The sequence below is a fragment of the bacterium genome (genome assembly GCA_021372615.1).
Classification (GTDB): Bacteria; Armatimonadota; Zipacnadia; order Zipacnadales; family UBA11051; genus JAJFUB01.
Genome location: JAJFUB010000042.1, coordinates 12,273 through 28,732 on the forward strand (window position 1 = coordinate 12,273; position 16,460 = coordinate 28,732).

Here is a 16,460-nt window from a genome sequence, read left to right on the forward strand (position 1 = left end):
GCCGCTGTCGGTGTCCTTGCGTCCTGCGGACGGTACTGCCAGACGAACACCACGCCCCACGAGACCAGGAGGCGACACCATGAGAGCCTGCAGCGTCATCATCGCGAGCATGTTGGCCGCAACACTCAGTCACGCGGCCGACCTCAAGCTCATCCCCACGCCGCAGCAGGTCCAGGCGCTCCCCGGCAGCTTCGACTTCAGGGGCAGCGTCGTGACCCTCGCCCCCAAGGCCCCCGCCGAGGACAACCTGGCCCTGCGGCAGGTCGTCGAGGAAGTCGTGCGGGAGATGAAGCCCAAGGGGACAGGCGTCGAGACGTCCCGGCGCGCGCTCATCATCGGTGAGATCGCGCTCATGGCGGGTGAACTGAAGGGCCAGGACCTGTCCGTGCTGGCCGACAAGGGCCCCGAGGCGTACTTCCTGCTAGTCTCGCCCGACAAGGTTCTTGTCGCCGGCAACAGCCCCGCCGGGACCTTCTACGGCGTGCAGACCGTCAAGCAGCTCATCCGCGCCAATCGCACCGGCACGACCATCCCCTGCTGTCGCATCCTCGACTGGCCCGGCCTCAAGTACCGTGGCTACTCTGATGACATCAGCCGCGGGCCCATCCCGACGATGGACTACTTCAAGCGCGAAATCCGCACCATGGCCGAGTTCAAGATGAACATGCTCACGTTCTACACCGAGCATGTCTTCAAGCTGCAGAAGCACCCGGTCATCGCGCCCGAGGACGGCCTCACCGCCGAGCAGGTCAAGGAGCTGTCCGCCTACGCCCGGCAGTACCATGTCGAGCTGGTCGGCAACTTCCAGAGCTTCGGCCACTTCTACCAGATCCTCCGACACCCCGAGTATGCCGCACTGCGCGAGACCGGCGGCATCATCACCCCGGTCAAGGAGGAGAGCTACCAGTTCCTCGATGACGTCTACAGCGAGATCGCCCCGGCATACGACTCCCCGCTGTTCAACGTGAACTGCGACGAGACCCAGGGCCTGGGCACCGGGCCGAGCAAGGACCTGGCGGCGCAGATCGGCGTCGGGGGCGTGTACGTACGGCACATGATCCGCATCCATGACATGCTGCGCGACAAGTACCACAAACGCATGATGATGTGGGGCGACATTGCCCTGCAGCATCCGGACATCGTCCAGAACCTGCCCAAGGACACCATCCTGCTGTCGTGGGGCTACGGCGCCCGCGACACGTACGACAGCGCCATAGAGCCCTTCACCAAGGCCGGCTTCGAGTTCATGGTCTGCCCCGGCGTCTCGTGCTGGTCGCAGATCTTCCCCAACTACCGCAACGCGCTGGTCAACATCCAGAACTACACCCGCGATGGCGCGAAGTTCGGTGCGCTGGGGGCGCTGAACACCACCTGGGACGACGACGGCGAGAACCTGTTCACGTGGAACTTCTACGGCACCAACTGGGGCGGGGCGTGCGCCTGGAAGCCGGCGGATAGCAAGATCGAGGACTACGACGCCGCCTACGCGCAGGTCAGCTACGGCACGCCGGACGGCAAGCTCACCCGGGCGATCACGCTGCTGGCCGGGTGCGCCCAGAACCCGCTGACCGAACACAACTCGGACCGCGCCTTCTGGGTGCGGCCCTTCGGGGCGCTGGCGACGACCTTCGAAGCCGTCACGAAGCAGGCCGACGACTTGTGCGCGACGACGGGCGAGGCGGTCAAGCTGCTGGGGCAAGCCAAGGCGGAGGCGTCGCTGGACGCGGGGGACATGGACTACCTCATCTTCGCCGCGCGGCGCCTGCAGTCCATCGGCCGCAGCCGCCAACTGTGGCTGCAGGCCTGCGCCCGAACGACCGAGGCGCTGCTGGCCTTCCCCGACACCAAGCCCACGGCCGCCGCGCTGCAGCAGGCCCAGGCCGCCACGGACGAGATGGTCAAGACCGTGACCGACCTGCGCACCGAGTACGAGCGCCTGTGGCTGCTGGAGAACCGTCCCTGGTGGCTCAAGGAGATGTCGGGTAAGTACGAGGCGCTCATTCGGGACGCCACGGCGCAGTCGCAGAAGATCGCCGCGGCCCAGGAGGCCCTGGCCGCCGGCAAGATGCCCGACCTCGCCGCGCTGGGCCTGAAGGTGCTGGAGACCGGCCGCCGCGACACCCGCGCCCTGCCCACCACCGAACCGATCCTGCCCGCCGACGCCAAGTGGTGGAACGACCAGTGGGCCTATCGCCTGCCGGTCAAGCTGCAGTTCGGCGCCAAGGCTGTGACGGACTACCCCGTGGAGGTCGTCGTCAACTTCGGCGACGTGAAGCCTGAGCCGACTTCCCTGCGGGCCGTGGAGGTCAAGCCGGACGGACAGATGGTCGCCGGCCCGGCGCAGCTCATCACGCTGCCCGACGGCAAGACGACGGTCGCCTTCATCGCCCCGGGGCAGAGCGCCGCGAAGTCCGCGCGCGTGTTCGCCCTCTACTACGACCCGGCAGGGACTGCCGCCAGACCCCCGGCCGAAGGGCCCGCGCTGACAGCGAAGCTGGAGGGCGGCTGGGCCACGATTGACAGCGGCCCGGCGCGGATGATCGTGGGCGCGCAGGGCGGGCATGTCTTCGAGTGGTTCGTCAAGGCGCTCGACGGCCTGGAGATCACGGAGCCCGGGCGCGGGGGCTGGGCAGGGTTCTGCGATGCAGGCGACCTGGACCGCGGCGCGCAGTTCGACCTGACGCTGGAGGCCGCCGGACCCGTGCTGGGGCGGCTCAAGGGCTCAGCCAAGAACGGCGCGAACGAGCGGACACTGACCTTCTATGCGGGCCAGCCCCTCGTGGAGGTCATGCTGGCCCAGCCGGTGGGGTTCTACTGGGACTATGACAGCATCGCCAACTTCGCGGCCGACAAGGGCAACCCGGGCACGGCGCTGTTCTCCGACGGCTTCAAAGAGCCCGTGTGCAAGTCCGATGAGCAGGTCCATGTGGTCCGCAGCAATGTCACCTGGTGCGCCAAGACGCGGGCGGACGGCCTGCTGCTGGCGAACCTCACGCCCGAGGTCGCGGCTCGGCACATGACCGGCCCCGGCGGCGGCTGGGGCGGAGTGGGCATCGAGGGTAGCGCCCCGGTCTCGCACTTCGTGACCTTCGCCGACAAGATCACCGACGACCCCGCAGCGGTCCTGAACGCCGTCCAGCAGACTCTGGACCTGCGCAACCAACCGCAGATGTGGATGGGGAAGGTGGAGAAGCGGTAGGGGGTGGGCGCTCGAGACGACTGAGCCAGGGCGGGGTCTCGGGCGTAGCCCGACGGGGACCCCGCCGTAGTGCCTCGACACGCGGGGTCCCTGTCACGCTCCTCGTGACGCCCCGCCCTGGGGTCTAGATTCTGGGCAGCAACTCCCCCGCGTGCATTTGCAGCCGCGCCGCGATGGCTGCCGCCGTGGCCAGCACCAGCACCCCGGCCACCAGCAGGTCCGCCGCGCGGGAGTGGTACTCCTTCAGGTGCGTGCGCCGGCGCTCCGCTGACACCCCCCGCACCTCCAGCGCCCGCGTCAGGTCGTCGGCGCTGCGCAGCCCCCGGGCCAGCACCGGCACCATCAGCGGCACCGTGCGCCCCAGCCGCTTGAACGGCCCCCCGCGGTCCAACTCCAGCCCGCGCGACCGCTGCGCATCGGCCGCTGCCATGGCCGACCGCATGAACGAGGGCACCAGCCGGAAGGCCAGCGTGAAGGCCAGCAGCATCATCTCCGGCAGGCGCAGTTGCCGCATGGCGTAGGCTGTGTCCTCGACGGTGGTGGTGGACAGAAACAGCATCCCCGCCAGGATCAGGAACGCCAGCCGGAGCCCCACCGCCACCCCGAACAGCAGCGATGTGCGCGAGGCGGCGAAGATCCCCCAGTGCCACGTCGGGTCCACGTCGCGCAGGAACAGCGTCCACAGCAGCACGCTGAGGACGAAGAACAGCAGCACGAAGCGCAGGTTACGCCACAGGTTGTCCAGCACACGCCCCACGGCGAACAGGGCCACGATGAAGACGACATAGGGTGCCATCCAGCGCGGGTCGTTGAACGCGAAGGCGGCCACGAAGAGTAGCAGCAGGGCAATGAGCTTGGTCATCGGGTGCAGCCGGTGCAGGCAGCTCCCGCGGTCCTGGTACAGCCAGCTCGATCTCACAGTGTGCCCTCCGCGCCCTCGCGTCCGGTGTCACCGGAACACTGCCGCTCCAGTAGCGCGGGCGGCCTCGCTCGCGCGTCCCGGCGGCGGGCAGGCGAGGCCGCCTGCCCTACGGCAACTGTCGAGGCGCCACTATCTCCCTCCGCGCCCCGTCCTGTCTTGCCCTACCGTCCCAGCGCTCGTCCGCGCTCGATGAAATGGCGCATCGTCTCGTAGTTGATCTCCGGCGGCTCGGAATGGTCGGAGTGCAGGATGTACCCGCCCCCGCCCTGCACAACCGGCAGGATCTTGCGATCCATCTCCGCGTCCAGGCCCGGCAGATCGTTGGCGATCAGGAAGCGGACGTCAATGCCGCCGTAGAAGCTGATCTTGTCACCGAAGCGCTGGTAGAGCGTCGGCAGGTCCATGCCGGCCTTCACTTCCATGGCCTGCAGGCAATCCAGCCCGGCGCGGATCATCCCCGGCACCAGCGGCTCGACGTAGCCACACGAGTGCACGATCACCTTGCAGCCCAGGCTGTGGGAGTAGTCGAAGAGCAGCTTGTGGCCCGGCTCGATGATCTCCTCGTACATCGCCGGCGACATGAAGGGCCGCTGCTTGAAGCCCATGTCCTCGTAGAAGAACATGCCGTCCGGCGTGCCCTCTTCGGCGAACAGCACCTCCAGGTGGTTCACGGTCATGCGCGCGTACGTCATGACCATGTCCTTGACCCACTCGGGGTCAAGGGCCATGCCCATGAGCATGTACTCGTGGCCGCAGATCGGGTGCATCTGCTCAAACGGGGCGACCCCGGCCCAGCAGAAGAACCGCTGCTTGTCGGCGGCGAACTGCTTGGCGTCCCGATAGCCCTCGAAGGGGATGCGGCGCCGGTCCCCGTCCACCAGGCGCGGCTTGATGCGCTCCTCCCACCCGGCGCGGTCCTTGACCGTGAAGTCCACGTGCTCGGGCGTGCTGTCATGCAGCTTGTGGCGGCGCAGCCTCGCCCCGTTGCCGTCAAGCTGCAGGATCGTCTCCTCGGTCTCCTCGAGGGTCACGACCTGGAAGTCGAGGTCGGCCACGGAGTTGAGCCAGCCGCCGGTGCGGAGGTCCTGGCCGAAATGCTCAGCGACGTCCTCCCCCTCCTGGATGTGGCCCTCGCTCTTCCAGCGGTTGACGGTCGCCCCCCACGGGCTGACGGCGATGGGGGTCTGGTCCACGGGCTGGAAGTTCAGAACACGCGTCATGCGCTCGTGGCTGGTCATCGTCTCAGGCATGGGCTGGTTCTCCTCGGGTAGTTGCGGAGGGAGAGTTCCGCCTCGGGCAGAGGACACCTGCTCGGGGCCTTGAGTCGCCCCTCCGGGGCTCCACCCCGGCGGAGAGGAGGAGGGTGGCACTGGCCGGACGGGGGCTTCCGCCCCCGCCGAGCGTGAGCCGCGCCTCCGGCGCTGACGGCCACGGCACGGCCGCGGTGGTCGGCGGGAGGCAGGCCCCGGACGTGACGACTGCCCGTGCCGCAACGCCGGGCCTCGTCCTGGTTGCTGCCGTGCCGTTGACATGAGGCCCGGAGGGCCGACTCAATCTAGGCGGGGGCGGAAGCCCCCGTCCGCCTGGCCGCCCCCTACCACTCCTCCGAGGCCCTTGCCCCTGAGCCCCGGAGGGGCGACAGAGGCCCCGATTCCTCGCTGCGGCGCAGGTCACACCCATCCGCGACACGAAGACACCGCCACACACGAAGAGCATGAGGTGCCCGCCCATGCGCACCGCCCTGGCCGCCACTGTCGCCTGCCTCACGGCCACCGTCGCCCACGCCCAGTTGGCGCCGTTCGTGCCCGATGGGCACACAGTGCTGCTCTATCACCTGGACGAGGGCCAGGGCGCCGTCGTCCGCGATGCCAGCGGCCACGGGCAGGACGCGGTGCTCCAGGGCGCCACGTGGGGGCGAGGCCGCTTCGGCGGCGGGCTGTGGCTTGACGGCGCGGACGACAGTGCCTTCCTGGACAAACCCGACGCCCTCCGCGCCCTCAAGCAGATCACCGTGGAATGCTGGTTCAAGCCCGAGCGGATGTCCGGTCGGCGCTTCCTGATCGGCCACGATGTCGGCTTCCACTTCGAGGTGGATGACGGCGCGGCCATGTCCATCTCCTTGTACAACCTCGGCGGCGGCGTCCCCAACGCCGAGGGCAAGGCCCACCAGCAGGTCCTCACCGGCGGCGTGTCCATCCGCCCCGAGCGCTGGCATCACCTCGCCATCACCTACGACGGCGCCACCGTCAGCACCTTCCTCGACGGCGCTCTGCGTGGCCGCAAGCCCGGGCCGCAGGGCTTCGCCCTCGGGGCCCCGAGCCGCGGCTTGTGGCTGGGCTGCTATGTGGGCATGGACTACTGGTACAGCGGCGCGCTGGACGAAGTGCGCGTGTCGGACGTCGTTCGGTACGACCCGGAAGGCAAGATGAAGCCCGGCGAGCGCATCTACGAGGCCTCGGGGGCCTCCCATCCCGTGCGCCCGGCCCCGGCGGTGCGCCAACCCGTCAAGACCGGCGTGGCGGCCCTGAACCTGACGCTCAAGAAGCTGCACGGCGGCGACGCCGGCGCCTGGGTCTGCCTCAAGCCCCCCGGCAAGCCCGCGGTCGTCGTGGGTGAGTACGCCTGCCAGACCGAGGGCGAGATCGCGAGGCTGACGCTGGACGTGTCGGATGAGGTGACGACGCAGGGCACGTACCTCGTGGGGCTGGTGCCCAAGGCCGGAGGCTACTTCGTCGTGCCGCGGGTCGAGATCAAGAGCCCCCTCGGCGTTGCCTCCCATCAGGGCGGCGATACGTGGGAGGAGGGCCTCGGGCCTCGCCGCACGTTCCGCCGGCCGGCGCTGGTCCCGCTCAGCGTGGGCGCCGGCGCTCCCGCGAAGCCGTCACGCAGCCTGCTGCTGCCCGCCCAGGCCGACTGGGCCACCGGCACGCTCGAGCTGGACACCGCCGAAGAGGGTCAACCGCCCCTGATGATCGGCGACGGCAGCGCCGAATGGTGGCTGCACTGCCCGGCCGCACAGACGTACCGCGTGTACATGCGCTATGCCGCGGCCACGCGCCGCCCGTGTGACATGGTCGTGGACGGCGACGATCTCAATGACTTCAACATGTGCGCCCGGAACCTGACCGAACGGAGCACGGCTCGGGATGCGCTGTGGGAGCTGCAGGGCACGGTGCGCCTGCAGGCGGGGGCGCATTGGCTGCGCGTGCAGGATGTGCTGCCCGACATCGTGGGTGTGCGGCTGGAGCCGGTGGGTGCGTCCGGGGCGTCCGCCCCCACACGGAGGGTGCCCTTCGAGCCCTTCGCAGTGCCCCCGCCCGACGCCTTCGCGAAGCTGAGCGCCTGGAAAACAGAGTTGCAGTTCGGCCAGGGCACCGGCAGTGCGACGGCCGGGGCTGCCGGGGCGCTGCAGTTCACCGCCGCCTTCGCCAACATCAACCCCGACGACCTGTTCAGCGGCGACTGCCTGCGCTTCACCGCCCCCGCGCAATGGGACCTGTCGCCCTATGGCCGCCTCCGCTTCACGTTCACCGGCACGGGCAGCCAGCACGTCGTCTCCCTCCGAGTGGTGGACGCCAAGGGCGATGAGAAGCTGATATGGCGCCAGCGAGACCTCGCCAAAGAACCGCTGGCGGTCGCCGCCCCCCTGGACTTCGAGGGCAACGACATCTTCGACCCGCAGCACATCGTGGCGGCCGCCGTGGAGCTGGACGAGGGCAACCACCACCCCACCCAGGCCAACGCCCTGCGGTGCGCGCTGTCAGAGCTGACCCTCGACCGCAGGGATACCCTCAGGGGTCTGTCCCCGGAGGGACCGCAGGTCCCGCAAGGGGCTGACCCCGGCGGGGGTCGAACGGGGTCAGCCCCGGATACGGCTCGGGACAGACCCCTCACCGAGGGCAGACCCCTGCTCTCGCCCGGCTTCCGGCCGTGGCTCAAACCTGTCGTCCCCGAGGAGCACCCGCTCTACGCCACCACCGAGCCGAAGCCCGTGACGCGGCTGACGCTGGGCTATGACCTGCACTTCACGGGCGCGCGCGGAGTCTCCGAGGGTACCCTCCGCAACTTCCACGAACGCTACAACTTCGGCGACATCTGCTGGCCGCACATCGGCATCCTGCCCCAGCGCAGCGACTGCAAGACCGACGCCGACTACGAGCAGGCACTCAAGACGCTGGAGGAGCGGCTGCAGGCGGTCAAGCAACGGAACCTGATCGTCTTCGACATCTGGGGCTATGTGCCTAACAACGAACTGGGGCGCATGTGGCGGGTGACACCGGAGCATGACGCCATCCTCAAGCGCGTGATGGGCGACCGCTTCCTCGGCTATGACAACGGCGAGCAGGACGGGCGCTACATCGGCGCCTACGCGGGTCGAGGGCAGTTCACCGACCGGCGCGGCGGCTGGGACGACTTCGCGAAGTGGGATGAGATGATCTGCGCTGACAGCGCCCACTTCATGAACGCCACCGGCTCGCTGAACTTCTCGCACTACTACGGCGAGCGCGGGGCGCGGACGCTGGGTCTCGAGACCGCGCAGGGCCTCCCCAGCGACACGCTGATGTTCGCCTTCTTGCGCGGGGCCGCCAAGCAATACGGCCGCCTCACCACCCAGGCCACCTCCATCTGGAACCGGTACGGCTACAACATCTACTCCGACCGCAAGACCGACGGGGGCAACGGCTACGGCTTCGGGCCGCACAAGGGCTGCTCGCTCAGCCTCCACAGGCGTCTGTTCTTCCAGAGCTACACCGGCGGCGACAGCATCGTCGGCACCGAGACCGCCCAGTTCACCGCCGACGTGAACCCGGATGGCTCGCCCGAACTGAGCCCCCTCGGCCGCCAGCACCTCGCCTTCCGCGAATGGGTGCAGAGCCACCCGGATCGGGGCGTGATGTACGCGCCCATCGCCTTCATGCTCGACTTCACCAACGGGTGGAACATGCCGCGGCACCTGTACCGGAGCGATAAGTACAAGATCTGGGGCAAGCTGCCGTACGAGAAGGGCGACTACCTGACTGACAACATCTTCCGCATGGTGTGGCCGGGCTACGAGGACTGCAGCTACTTCCGCAACGAGCGCGGCTTCATCTGCGACACGCCGTATGGCGACCTGTTCGATGTCATCACCAACCGCTGCCACCCGAGCGTGCTGCAGCAGTACACCGCCCTCATGCTGATGGGCGATGTGGAGATCACTCCCGCAGTCGCGGCTAACCTGCAGCAGTTCGTCCAGCAGGGCGGCGATGTCCTCATGGACGCCGGCCACGCGGCCAAGCTGCCGCCCGCTTTCACGGGGCTGAGCGTCGGCGACCCGCAGACGGCCCGTAGCACCGCGCGCGTCGGCACGAAGCAGGTCTGGCCCGAGCAGCCATACACGCTCCGCAGCGCACAACTGCAGGCCGCGCAGCCCCTGTTGCGCAGCGAATCCGGCGCGCCGGTGATGGCCGTCAACACGGTAGGCAGAGGCCGGGTCATCGTCTGCCTTGCCGACAACTTCATGACTGACCAACTCACCTACGCCGACCCGAAGCTGGTGAACATGGAGTCGCCCTACGCGCTGCTGCAGGGCGTGCGGGCGGTGCTGGACGAGTACTTTGCGTCCTTCAGCCCCGTCGCTCTTGACCCGCCGGGGCTGAATGTACGCGTGAACTGTACCAGCGACGCGCCGCGGAAGCTGCTGGTCACCCTGACCAACAACAACCTGTTCGCGGACTGGCGCGGGACGTTGCGGGTGAAGGGGCGGAAGGTGGACTCGCTGCGCGAATGGTGGGAGAACAGGGACCTGAAGCCCGGGGCGCCGGTGACGGTGCCGGCGGGTGATGTGCGCGTGCTCGAGGTATGGGCCCCGTAGGCGGCGGCCCCTGCGGGGCGCGGAGGGTGAGGAGGATGACGAAGGGGGAGGGACGCTCGGGGTCCATGGGCTGCCGCCCATGGCTACACACGCGGACCCCTTCGGGGTCGTCCGCGCCGAAGGCGCCGTCGTGCGTAGCCACGGGCGTGAGCCCGTGGGGCACACGCGCATGAACTCGGGCGCGCCCCGAAGGGGCCGCCGGATCGCTGGAGACAACACCGCCATGAAAACGCCGCTGCTGATCGTGGGGCTCACTGCGTTGCTCGCTGCCACGGCCGCCCACTGTGCCCCCTGCATCTTCTGGGCGAGCGACCCCATCGCCCCCGGCGAGACGGCGCTGCTCGCCGGCGGCGGCTTTGGCGACAGCCCCAAGGTCGAGATCAAGCGCCTCCCCGACGGCCCGGCCGGGCGGCCCGCGACCGTCCCTCTCGGGTGGAGCGGCGGCGGCCAGGCCGTCCCGGCCCTCCAGCCCGGTGACACCGCCGTCAAGTTCACTCTCCCCGCCGCCCTCAAGCCCGGTCTGTTCGCCGTGCGCCTCACCGGCGCGGACGGGGCCGTCACGCAACTGCTCAACGGCCCGGCGCTGTGGTGGGCGCAGGGCGACCTGGGCCTGGCGGCCAGCCCCGGCGGGAAGCTGCGCCTGTTCGGCAAGAACCTGCTGTGGAAAGGCGCGACCAAGCCCACTGTCCTCTTGCGTGGGCCGCAGACGCTGTCGCTGACGCCCACTGGCGATGCCTACACCCTGACCTGCGCCCTGCCGACGACGCTCGCGCCGGGCTCGTACCAGGTCAGCGTACACGGTGGCCTGGGCGGCAGCGTCGGCTGGAGCGCCGCCCTGCCCGTCACGATCGAGAAGCGTCCCGTCTGGCCCGCGCGGGTGTTCAATGTGCGCGACCAGGGCGCGGCCGGTGACGGGACCACTGACGACACTGCGGCGATCCAGGCCGCCCTGGATGCGGCCGGCCAGGCCGGCGGCGGGGTCGTGCTCTTCCCGCGCGGCCGCTACCAGGTGCGGCAGACCCTGACCATCCCGCGCTGCACCGTCTTGCGCGGCGAGGGCGAGGACCTGGTCAACATCTTCTGGCCCGACATGGACACGCCGCCACCGGCACTCTTGCAGGGGACGAACTCCTTCGGCCTGGAGCAGCTCACACTCTACTGCAGCAACTACCGGACCTTTCTGGTCGCCGACACCACCGGCCCGGACGCCGGCGATGTGTTCATCCGCCAGGTCCGCATCCGCGCCAATGTCTTCCGCGGGCACATGAAGCCCGAGGAGGTGGACAAGCGCTGGCGGGAGGGCATGAAGGTGGGCTTCGGGGGCGGGTACTGGCTCTTCCGGCTCGGCGGGCGGAACATCAGCATCACCGACTGCGACCTGTACTCCGCCAGTTGCATCTACTCGCTGACCGCCCCGCGCGGCGCCGCCATCGAGCGCAATATCCTGGGCGCGGGCCGCTGGGGCGGCAGCGGCATCTTCGGCGGCGAGGGCATCATCCTGGCGGACAACAAGTACGTGGGCATGGACCTGATGAGCTGGGGCGCCGCGGGGGGCTTGGGCTATGGCAACCTGTCCCATCTCTACCTGGCCCGCAACAGCTTCGTCATGGAGCACGGCGGCGACCGCGAGTCCATCACCTCCGACGCCTCCGGCGGGCTGTACTACGGCCCCATCGCCTCGTGCGCGGGCACAACGCTGACGCTGCCCGAGGCGATCAAGACGCCCGACAAGCGCTGGATCGGCTCCGGGGTGTTCATCCTCAACGGCCGGGGGCGGGGCCAGTGGCGCCGGGCGGTGGGCTATGATGGCGACAAGATCGAGCTGGACCGGCCCTGGGACATCGCCCCCGACAACACGTCCATCGTGACCGTTGTCTGGCTGCTGCGCCAGTGGCTGCTGCTGGACAACAGCTTCAGCGATGTGGGCATCTCCATCCAGCTCTATGGCAGCGCCCTGGAGCACATCTGCGCCGGCAACACCACCGCGCGCAGCGCCGGCTACCACAACTTCGGGATGAACTACCACGGCCTCCAGCCCAGTTGGTACATCCAGTGGCTCGGCAACGAGATCACCGAGGGCAACGCCTACAGCGCCGGCCATGACAACTACATGCTCTCAGGCGATGCGCACCTGGGCGTCTTCGCCCTGCCCAAGAGCCCCGACGTGCCCGACCCGTTGACCTACGCCTGCATCGTGCGCCACAACCGCCTGCTGAACAACGCCCACATTGCCGTCGGGGGCACGGACCCGTACAACCCGGGCTACGCCAAGCCTGTCGTGCAGGAGGTCGTGGTCGAGCAAAACGACATCTCCGACTCGCAGATCGGCGTCTTTGTGCGTCGGGCGGCCTCGGGCGTCTTCCTGCGCGACAACCGCTGCACACGCGTGGTCGAGCCGCTGCGTGATGAGGTGGCGATGCTGAAGGCCGCGCAGGAGCGCCGGGAGAAGCTCCTGGCCGACCCGGGGCCGCTGGCCCGCTGGTCGTTCGACCAGCTCAGCCCTCAGGGCGTCCCGGATGACACCGGCCACGGCTTCCCCCTGGCCATCAGCGGCAAGCTGGCCCTCGCGCCGGGGCACGCGGGCCAGGCCGGGGTCTTCGACGGGCAGAGCTGGCTCACCAGCAGCGAGCGCGAGCTGTTCAACCTGGCGAACGTCACGCTCGCGCTGTGGCTCAAGCCCGACACGATCAAGGGCCGCCACGGCCTGATCGGCAAGCGCTTCGCGGGGGCAGCCGCGCCCTACGTGCTGTCCCTGTGGGATGGCACGATTGACTTCGAGGCCTGCGATACCAGCGGCAAGTGGTCATACAACTTCCGCTCCCCGGCAGCGGTCAAGGCGGGCGAGTGGAGCCACGTCGCCGCCGTGGTCGAACAGGGCAAGGGTGTGACGATCTACGTCAACGGCCAGCAGGTCGCGACGAAGGAGAACGCCGCAGAACGCGTGATGAACATGGAGCCGCTGGTCATCGGCCGCGAGGCCTGGGCCGGCGTGAACCTGGTGCACGAGCCCTGCTGGTATCAGGGCCTGATGGACGAGGTCAAGATCTGGGGCCGGGCGCTGACGGCCGACGACGTGAAGGCGGAAGCCGGGAAGTAGCCGCGTGGGCCAGGATGTCCCGCCCCACGCGACAGCGGAACATGAAGGGAGCTGACCTATGCCATACCTGACCATCGCCGTCGTCTTGCTGCTGGTGTTGTGCCTGCTGACCACGGCTTCGGCCGAGGCCCTCTGCGAGGACATCCCCCTCGTGAACAAGCCCCGGGGTGACCACGGCTACCGGGGCATGATGGGTGACTTCATCCAGCTTAGGGATGGCTCGCTTCTCTTCTCGTACACCGACGGCGACATCAAGGTGATCCGCTCCGCCGACCAGGGCCGGACATGGGGGGCGCCGCAGGTGCTCGTGAAGGCCCCGCCGCCGCAGGTGAAGAGCTACATCTGCCATCCCTCGTTCCTGCGCCTGCCGTCCGGGGCCATCATGGCCACGTACATCCACAGCACCCACCCCGCCACGCCGTATGTCGCCACGAACTACTTCCGCCTCTCCACCGACGAGGGCCAGACCTGGAGCGACCAGTACTGCTACACGCCTTACCCGGGCTATGTGCTGGTACACAATGACCGGCTGAGCATCCTCTCGACCGGCCGCCTGCTGGCGGTGGCCGAGTACAAGATGTACCTGCCCAGTAGCGACGACCACTCCGGCTTCGTCGGCATGACGTTCTACTCGGACGACAACGGCGTGAGCTGGCACCCCAGCGTCAACACTGTGGACCTGTACGGCTCGGACAAGACCGAGGTGCAGGAGGCCGACGCCGTAGAGCTGAAGGACGGGCGCCTGCTCATGTTCGCCCGCACCTACAGCGGCTGGCCGGTCTTCGCCTACTCCGAGGACAAGGGCGCTACGTGGGGCCCGCCGACGCCGCGCAAGGACATCAAGATGCCCTACGCGGGGTTGCCCACGGTGCGCCGGATCCCCTCGACCGGCGACCTCCTGTTCATCTGGATCTCCGAACGCTCGCAGGACAAGGTGAAGCCGCAGGTCCACCGGCGCTGCACGTTGACCGCGGCCGTCTCGAAGGATGAGGGACAGACCTTCGTGAGCCAGCGGAACATCGCGAGCAACCCCGAGGACGACTTCGGCTACCAGGCCGTCGAGTTCCTGGCCGATGGCACGGTGCTTGTCGGCTATCACTGCCGCGACGGGCTGCGCCTGGCGCGGCTCGGCGTGGACTGGTTCTATGGCAAGTAGCCCGGACACGCCTCCAACGCGGCCGGGCCGACGCCGCGCGGTCCTGACGGCGCTGCTGGCGTTGGCGCTGGCGGTCGCGGTGACCGCGGTCAGCGTTCGCGTCTGCCTCGTCCCCTACATGGGCGAGCGGATGTACATGCACGAGCGCGTGCTGACCAACCGCGCGCCGCTGTACTACCAGTACGACATGTACCTGGTGACCGTCGCGACGCAGGCCGTGCATGACGCTACCGGCATTCCCCTGCTGACCGTCTTCATCGGCTGCGCCCTGCTGGGCTACGTGGCGGCCCTGGTTGGCCTGTGGTCCTGGCTCAACGCGGTGTACGACGACACCCGGGCGGTGACGCTGGGCCTACTGGCCGGGGCAGTGTATGCCTGGGGCATGATCCCGTTCAGCTACCACCACCCGTCGGACATGTTCGCCCTTGGGGCACTGGCCTGGGGACTGGCCCTGATGGCGCGCGACCGGCCGCGCAGCCTGTGGCTCATCTGCGTGGTCGCCGGCCTGTTCTCAATCAAGCAGACGCTGCTCGCCCCGGCGCTGGCAGTGCGCTATGGTCTGGAGGGCCGGTGGCGTCGGGGCCTCACGCTGGCCGCGGTCGCGGTGGTGACATCCCTGGCTGTGCCGGTGCTCTACCGCCTGGTTCTGGGGCCCCATCGCATGAGCCCCGAGGGCATCCTGGGCGCCGCCGACTGGATCTCCAAGCTACCCCGGGCCGCGGTGGTGCACCTGCTCCTGGCCGGCCCGCCGCTGGCGGTGCTGTTGCCATGCCGTCGCCGCGTCCCGGCGGCCGTGTGGGGGGCCCTGGCGGCGTACGCGGCGCTGCTGTTCGGGCTCGAGGTGAAGCTGAACATCATCCATGAGGCCCGCACGTTCTGGCCGGCGGTGCCGGGCCTCGCCGCTGCCCTGGTGGTCTGGGGGCGACACCGCCCGCCGGACGACGCGCCACCGGCCTGATCAACGGCGCTGCGGGGCCGAGCGTGTCTCCCTGAAGCGCGCCAGCCGTCTTGCCTGTGGCGGCAAGTTCCTGTACCTTGAACTCACCGGCCCGTGTGACACCGGCCCGTCTGGCCGCACGCTGGCGGACGTGACGTTGCCGTAGCGGACGGCGGGGTCCCTGTCAGCTTCGCTGACACCCCGCCCTCACATCCATACCGGAGGCAAAGATGCAATTCTCACTGATGACGTACACCGTCGGACCCGGCCAGCCCGGTGGGCTGCCCCATGTCACGGCCATCGCGGACTTCGCGGCCGACCTCGGCTTCGCTGCGCTGGAGCTGTCGGCCGGGCACCTGACCGACATGTCGCCCGCCGACTTCGGCGCCATGTGCGCCGACCGCGGTCTCGCCGTCTCGTGCATCAACGGCGGCTGCCCGATGACCAGCGCCGATGACGCCGAGTTCCAGGCCGGCGTGGACCTGGCCAAGCAGTACGTGGACTGGGCCGTCGCGATGGACTGCCCCGTCATCATGCTGCTGCCCGGCCCCGCCCTGGACGAAGCGGACAAGGAGCGCGCCCGCCACCGCATCGCCGAGGGCCTCAATCTGGTCATGCCGTATGCCAACGCCGCCGGCATCGCCGTGACGTTGGAGGACTTCCCCAACCCGCTGACGCCGTACTGCAGCATCGCCGACTTGCAGTGGATGTTCGCTGCCGTCCCGGGCCTAAAGCTCACCTATGACAACGGCAACTTCCTGCTCGGCGGCGACGACCCGCTGACGGCGTTGCAGACGCTCGGCGACCATGTGGTGAACGCGCACATCAAGGACTGGGAGATTGATCCGAACGGCTCCCGCAAGCTGCCGGACGGCCGCCCCTTCCGCGGCGGTAAGCACGGCCGCGGTCTCATCAACCACCCGCCGATCTTCGCCGAACTGGTCAAGCAGGGCTACAACGGCTACCTCGCCTTCGAGTACGAGGGGCCGGAGGACCACTGCCAGGCCACGCGCGAGGGCCTGGCATACCTGCAAGGCGTGCAGGCCGAGGCCCAGGGCGGGTAGTGGCGAGTGGCAAGTGGCAAGTGAACGGCGGGCGCGGCTGACAGTGGGTGCCACGGCCAGGCTTCCTGGCCGTGCGGATGGCGGCCTGGGGCGAATGCCCTGGTCCTTGGTGGTGTCGGTGGTGGGACCGTCCGCAGGACGGTCGGCCGCAGGCCCTACAGCCGGACGCTTCAGCGCCCGGGAAGCCCGTGCCCCCCTTTGTTTCCTCAGGCGTGGGGGTGGCGGGCGGCC

At 69.0% G+C, this 16,460-nt stretch carries 8 protein-coding genes; 6 read left to right on the plus strand and 2 right to left on the minus strand.

Translation table 11 applies throughout. From position 1 onward, the window contains the following. Nucleotides 1–79: 79 nt before the first annotated feature. On the plus strand, nucleotides 80–3,199 hold the full coding sequence (locus LLH23_07020; protein MCE5238228.1) for a beta-N-acetylhexosaminidase: 3,120 nt from the start codon (nucleotides 80–82) through the stop codon (nucleotides 3,197–3,199). Between the two features lie 124 nt (nucleotides 3,200–3,323). Here LLH23_07020 and LLH23_07025 read toward each other — a convergent pair whose 3' ends face one another. Beyond that, nucleotides 3,324–4,118, minus strand: a complete 795-nt coding sequence (locus LLH23_07025; protein ID MCE5238229.1) for an energy-coupling factor transporter transmembrane protein EcfT — start codon at nucleotides 4,116–4,118, stop codon at nucleotides 3,324–3,326. 164 nt (nucleotides 4,119–4,282) lie between these two features. After that, the gene (locus tag LLH23_07030) at nucleotides 4,283–5,371 is read right to left on the minus strand and encodes a hypothetical protein (GenBank protein ID MCE5238230.1); all 1,089 of its coding nucleotides are present in this window, start codon (nucleotides 5,369–5,371) and stop codon (nucleotides 4,283–4,285) included. Nucleotides 5,372–5,850: 479 nt separating this feature from the next. On the opposite strand from LLH23_07030, the gene LLH23_07035 reads away from it, so the two are divergent. From LLH23_07035 to LLH23_07055, 5 genes are all read left to right on the plus strand, one after another. Then, entirely contained in the window at nucleotides 5,851–9,975 is a 4,125-nt protein-coding gene (locus LLH23_07035; protein ID MCE5238231.1) for a LamG domain-containing protein, read from the plus strand. Between the two features lie 223 nt (nucleotides 9,976–10,198). Beyond that, nucleotides 10,199–13,072: a hypothetical protein gene (locus tag LLH23_07040; GenBank protein MCE5238232.1), complete on the plus strand. Its 2,874-nt coding sequence runs from the start codon at nucleotides 10,199–10,201 to the stop codon at nucleotides 13,070–13,072. 58 nt (nucleotides 13,073–13,130) lie between these two features. After that, nucleotides 13,131–14,228: a glycoside hydrolase gene (locus LLH23_07045; GenBank protein MCE5238233.1), complete on the plus strand. Its 1,098-nt coding sequence runs from the start codon at nucleotides 13,131–13,133 to the stop codon at nucleotides 14,226–14,228. Beyond that, on the plus strand, nucleotides 14,218–15,186 hold the full coding sequence (locus LLH23_07050; GenBank protein MCE5238234.1) for a hypothetical protein: 969 nt from the start codon (nucleotides 14,218–14,220) through the stop codon (nucleotides 15,184–15,186). The genes LLH23_07045 and LLH23_07050 overlap by 11 nt, the downstream gene beginning before the upstream one ends. Nucleotides 15,187–15,395: 209 nt before the next feature. Beyond that, the gene (locus LLH23_07055; protein MCE5238235.1) at nucleotides 15,396–16,229 is read left to right on the plus strand and encodes a sugar phosphate isomerase/epimerase; all 834 of its coding nucleotides are present in this window, start codon (nucleotides 15,396–15,398) and stop codon (nucleotides 16,227–16,229) included. Nucleotides 16,230–16,460: the final 231 nt, after the last annotated feature.

Excerpts from the sequence above, each read along its gene's own strand:
- LLH23_07020 (MCE5238228.1), top strand. The coding sequence starts at position 80 with ATGAGAGCCTGCAGCGTCATCATCGCGAGCATGTTGGCCGCAACACTC.
- LLH23_07030 (MCE5238230.1), bottom strand. The coding sequence starts at position 5,371 with ATGCCTGAGACGATGACCAGCCACGAGCGCATGACGCGTGTTCTGAAC.
- LLH23_07035 (MCE5238231.1), top strand. The coding sequence starts at position 5,851 with ATGCGCACCGCCCTGGCCGCCACTGTCGCCTGCCTCACGGCCACCGTC.
- LLH23_07040 (MCE5238232.1), top strand. The coding sequence starts at position 10,199 with ATGAAAACGCCGCTGCTGATCGTGGGGCTCACTGCGTTGCTCGCTGCC.
- LLH23_07045 (MCE5238233.1), top strand. The coding sequence starts at position 13,131 with ATGCCATACCTGACCATCGCCGTCGTCTTGCTGCTGGTGTTGTGCCTG.
- LLH23_07050 (MCE5238234.1), top strand. The coding sequence starts at position 14,218 with ATGGCAAGTAGCCCGGACACGCCTCCAACGCGGCCGGGCCGACGCCGC.
- LLH23_07055 (MCE5238235.1), top strand. The coding sequence starts at position 15,396 with ATGCAATTCTCACTGATGACGTACACCGTCGGACCCGGCCAGCCCGGT.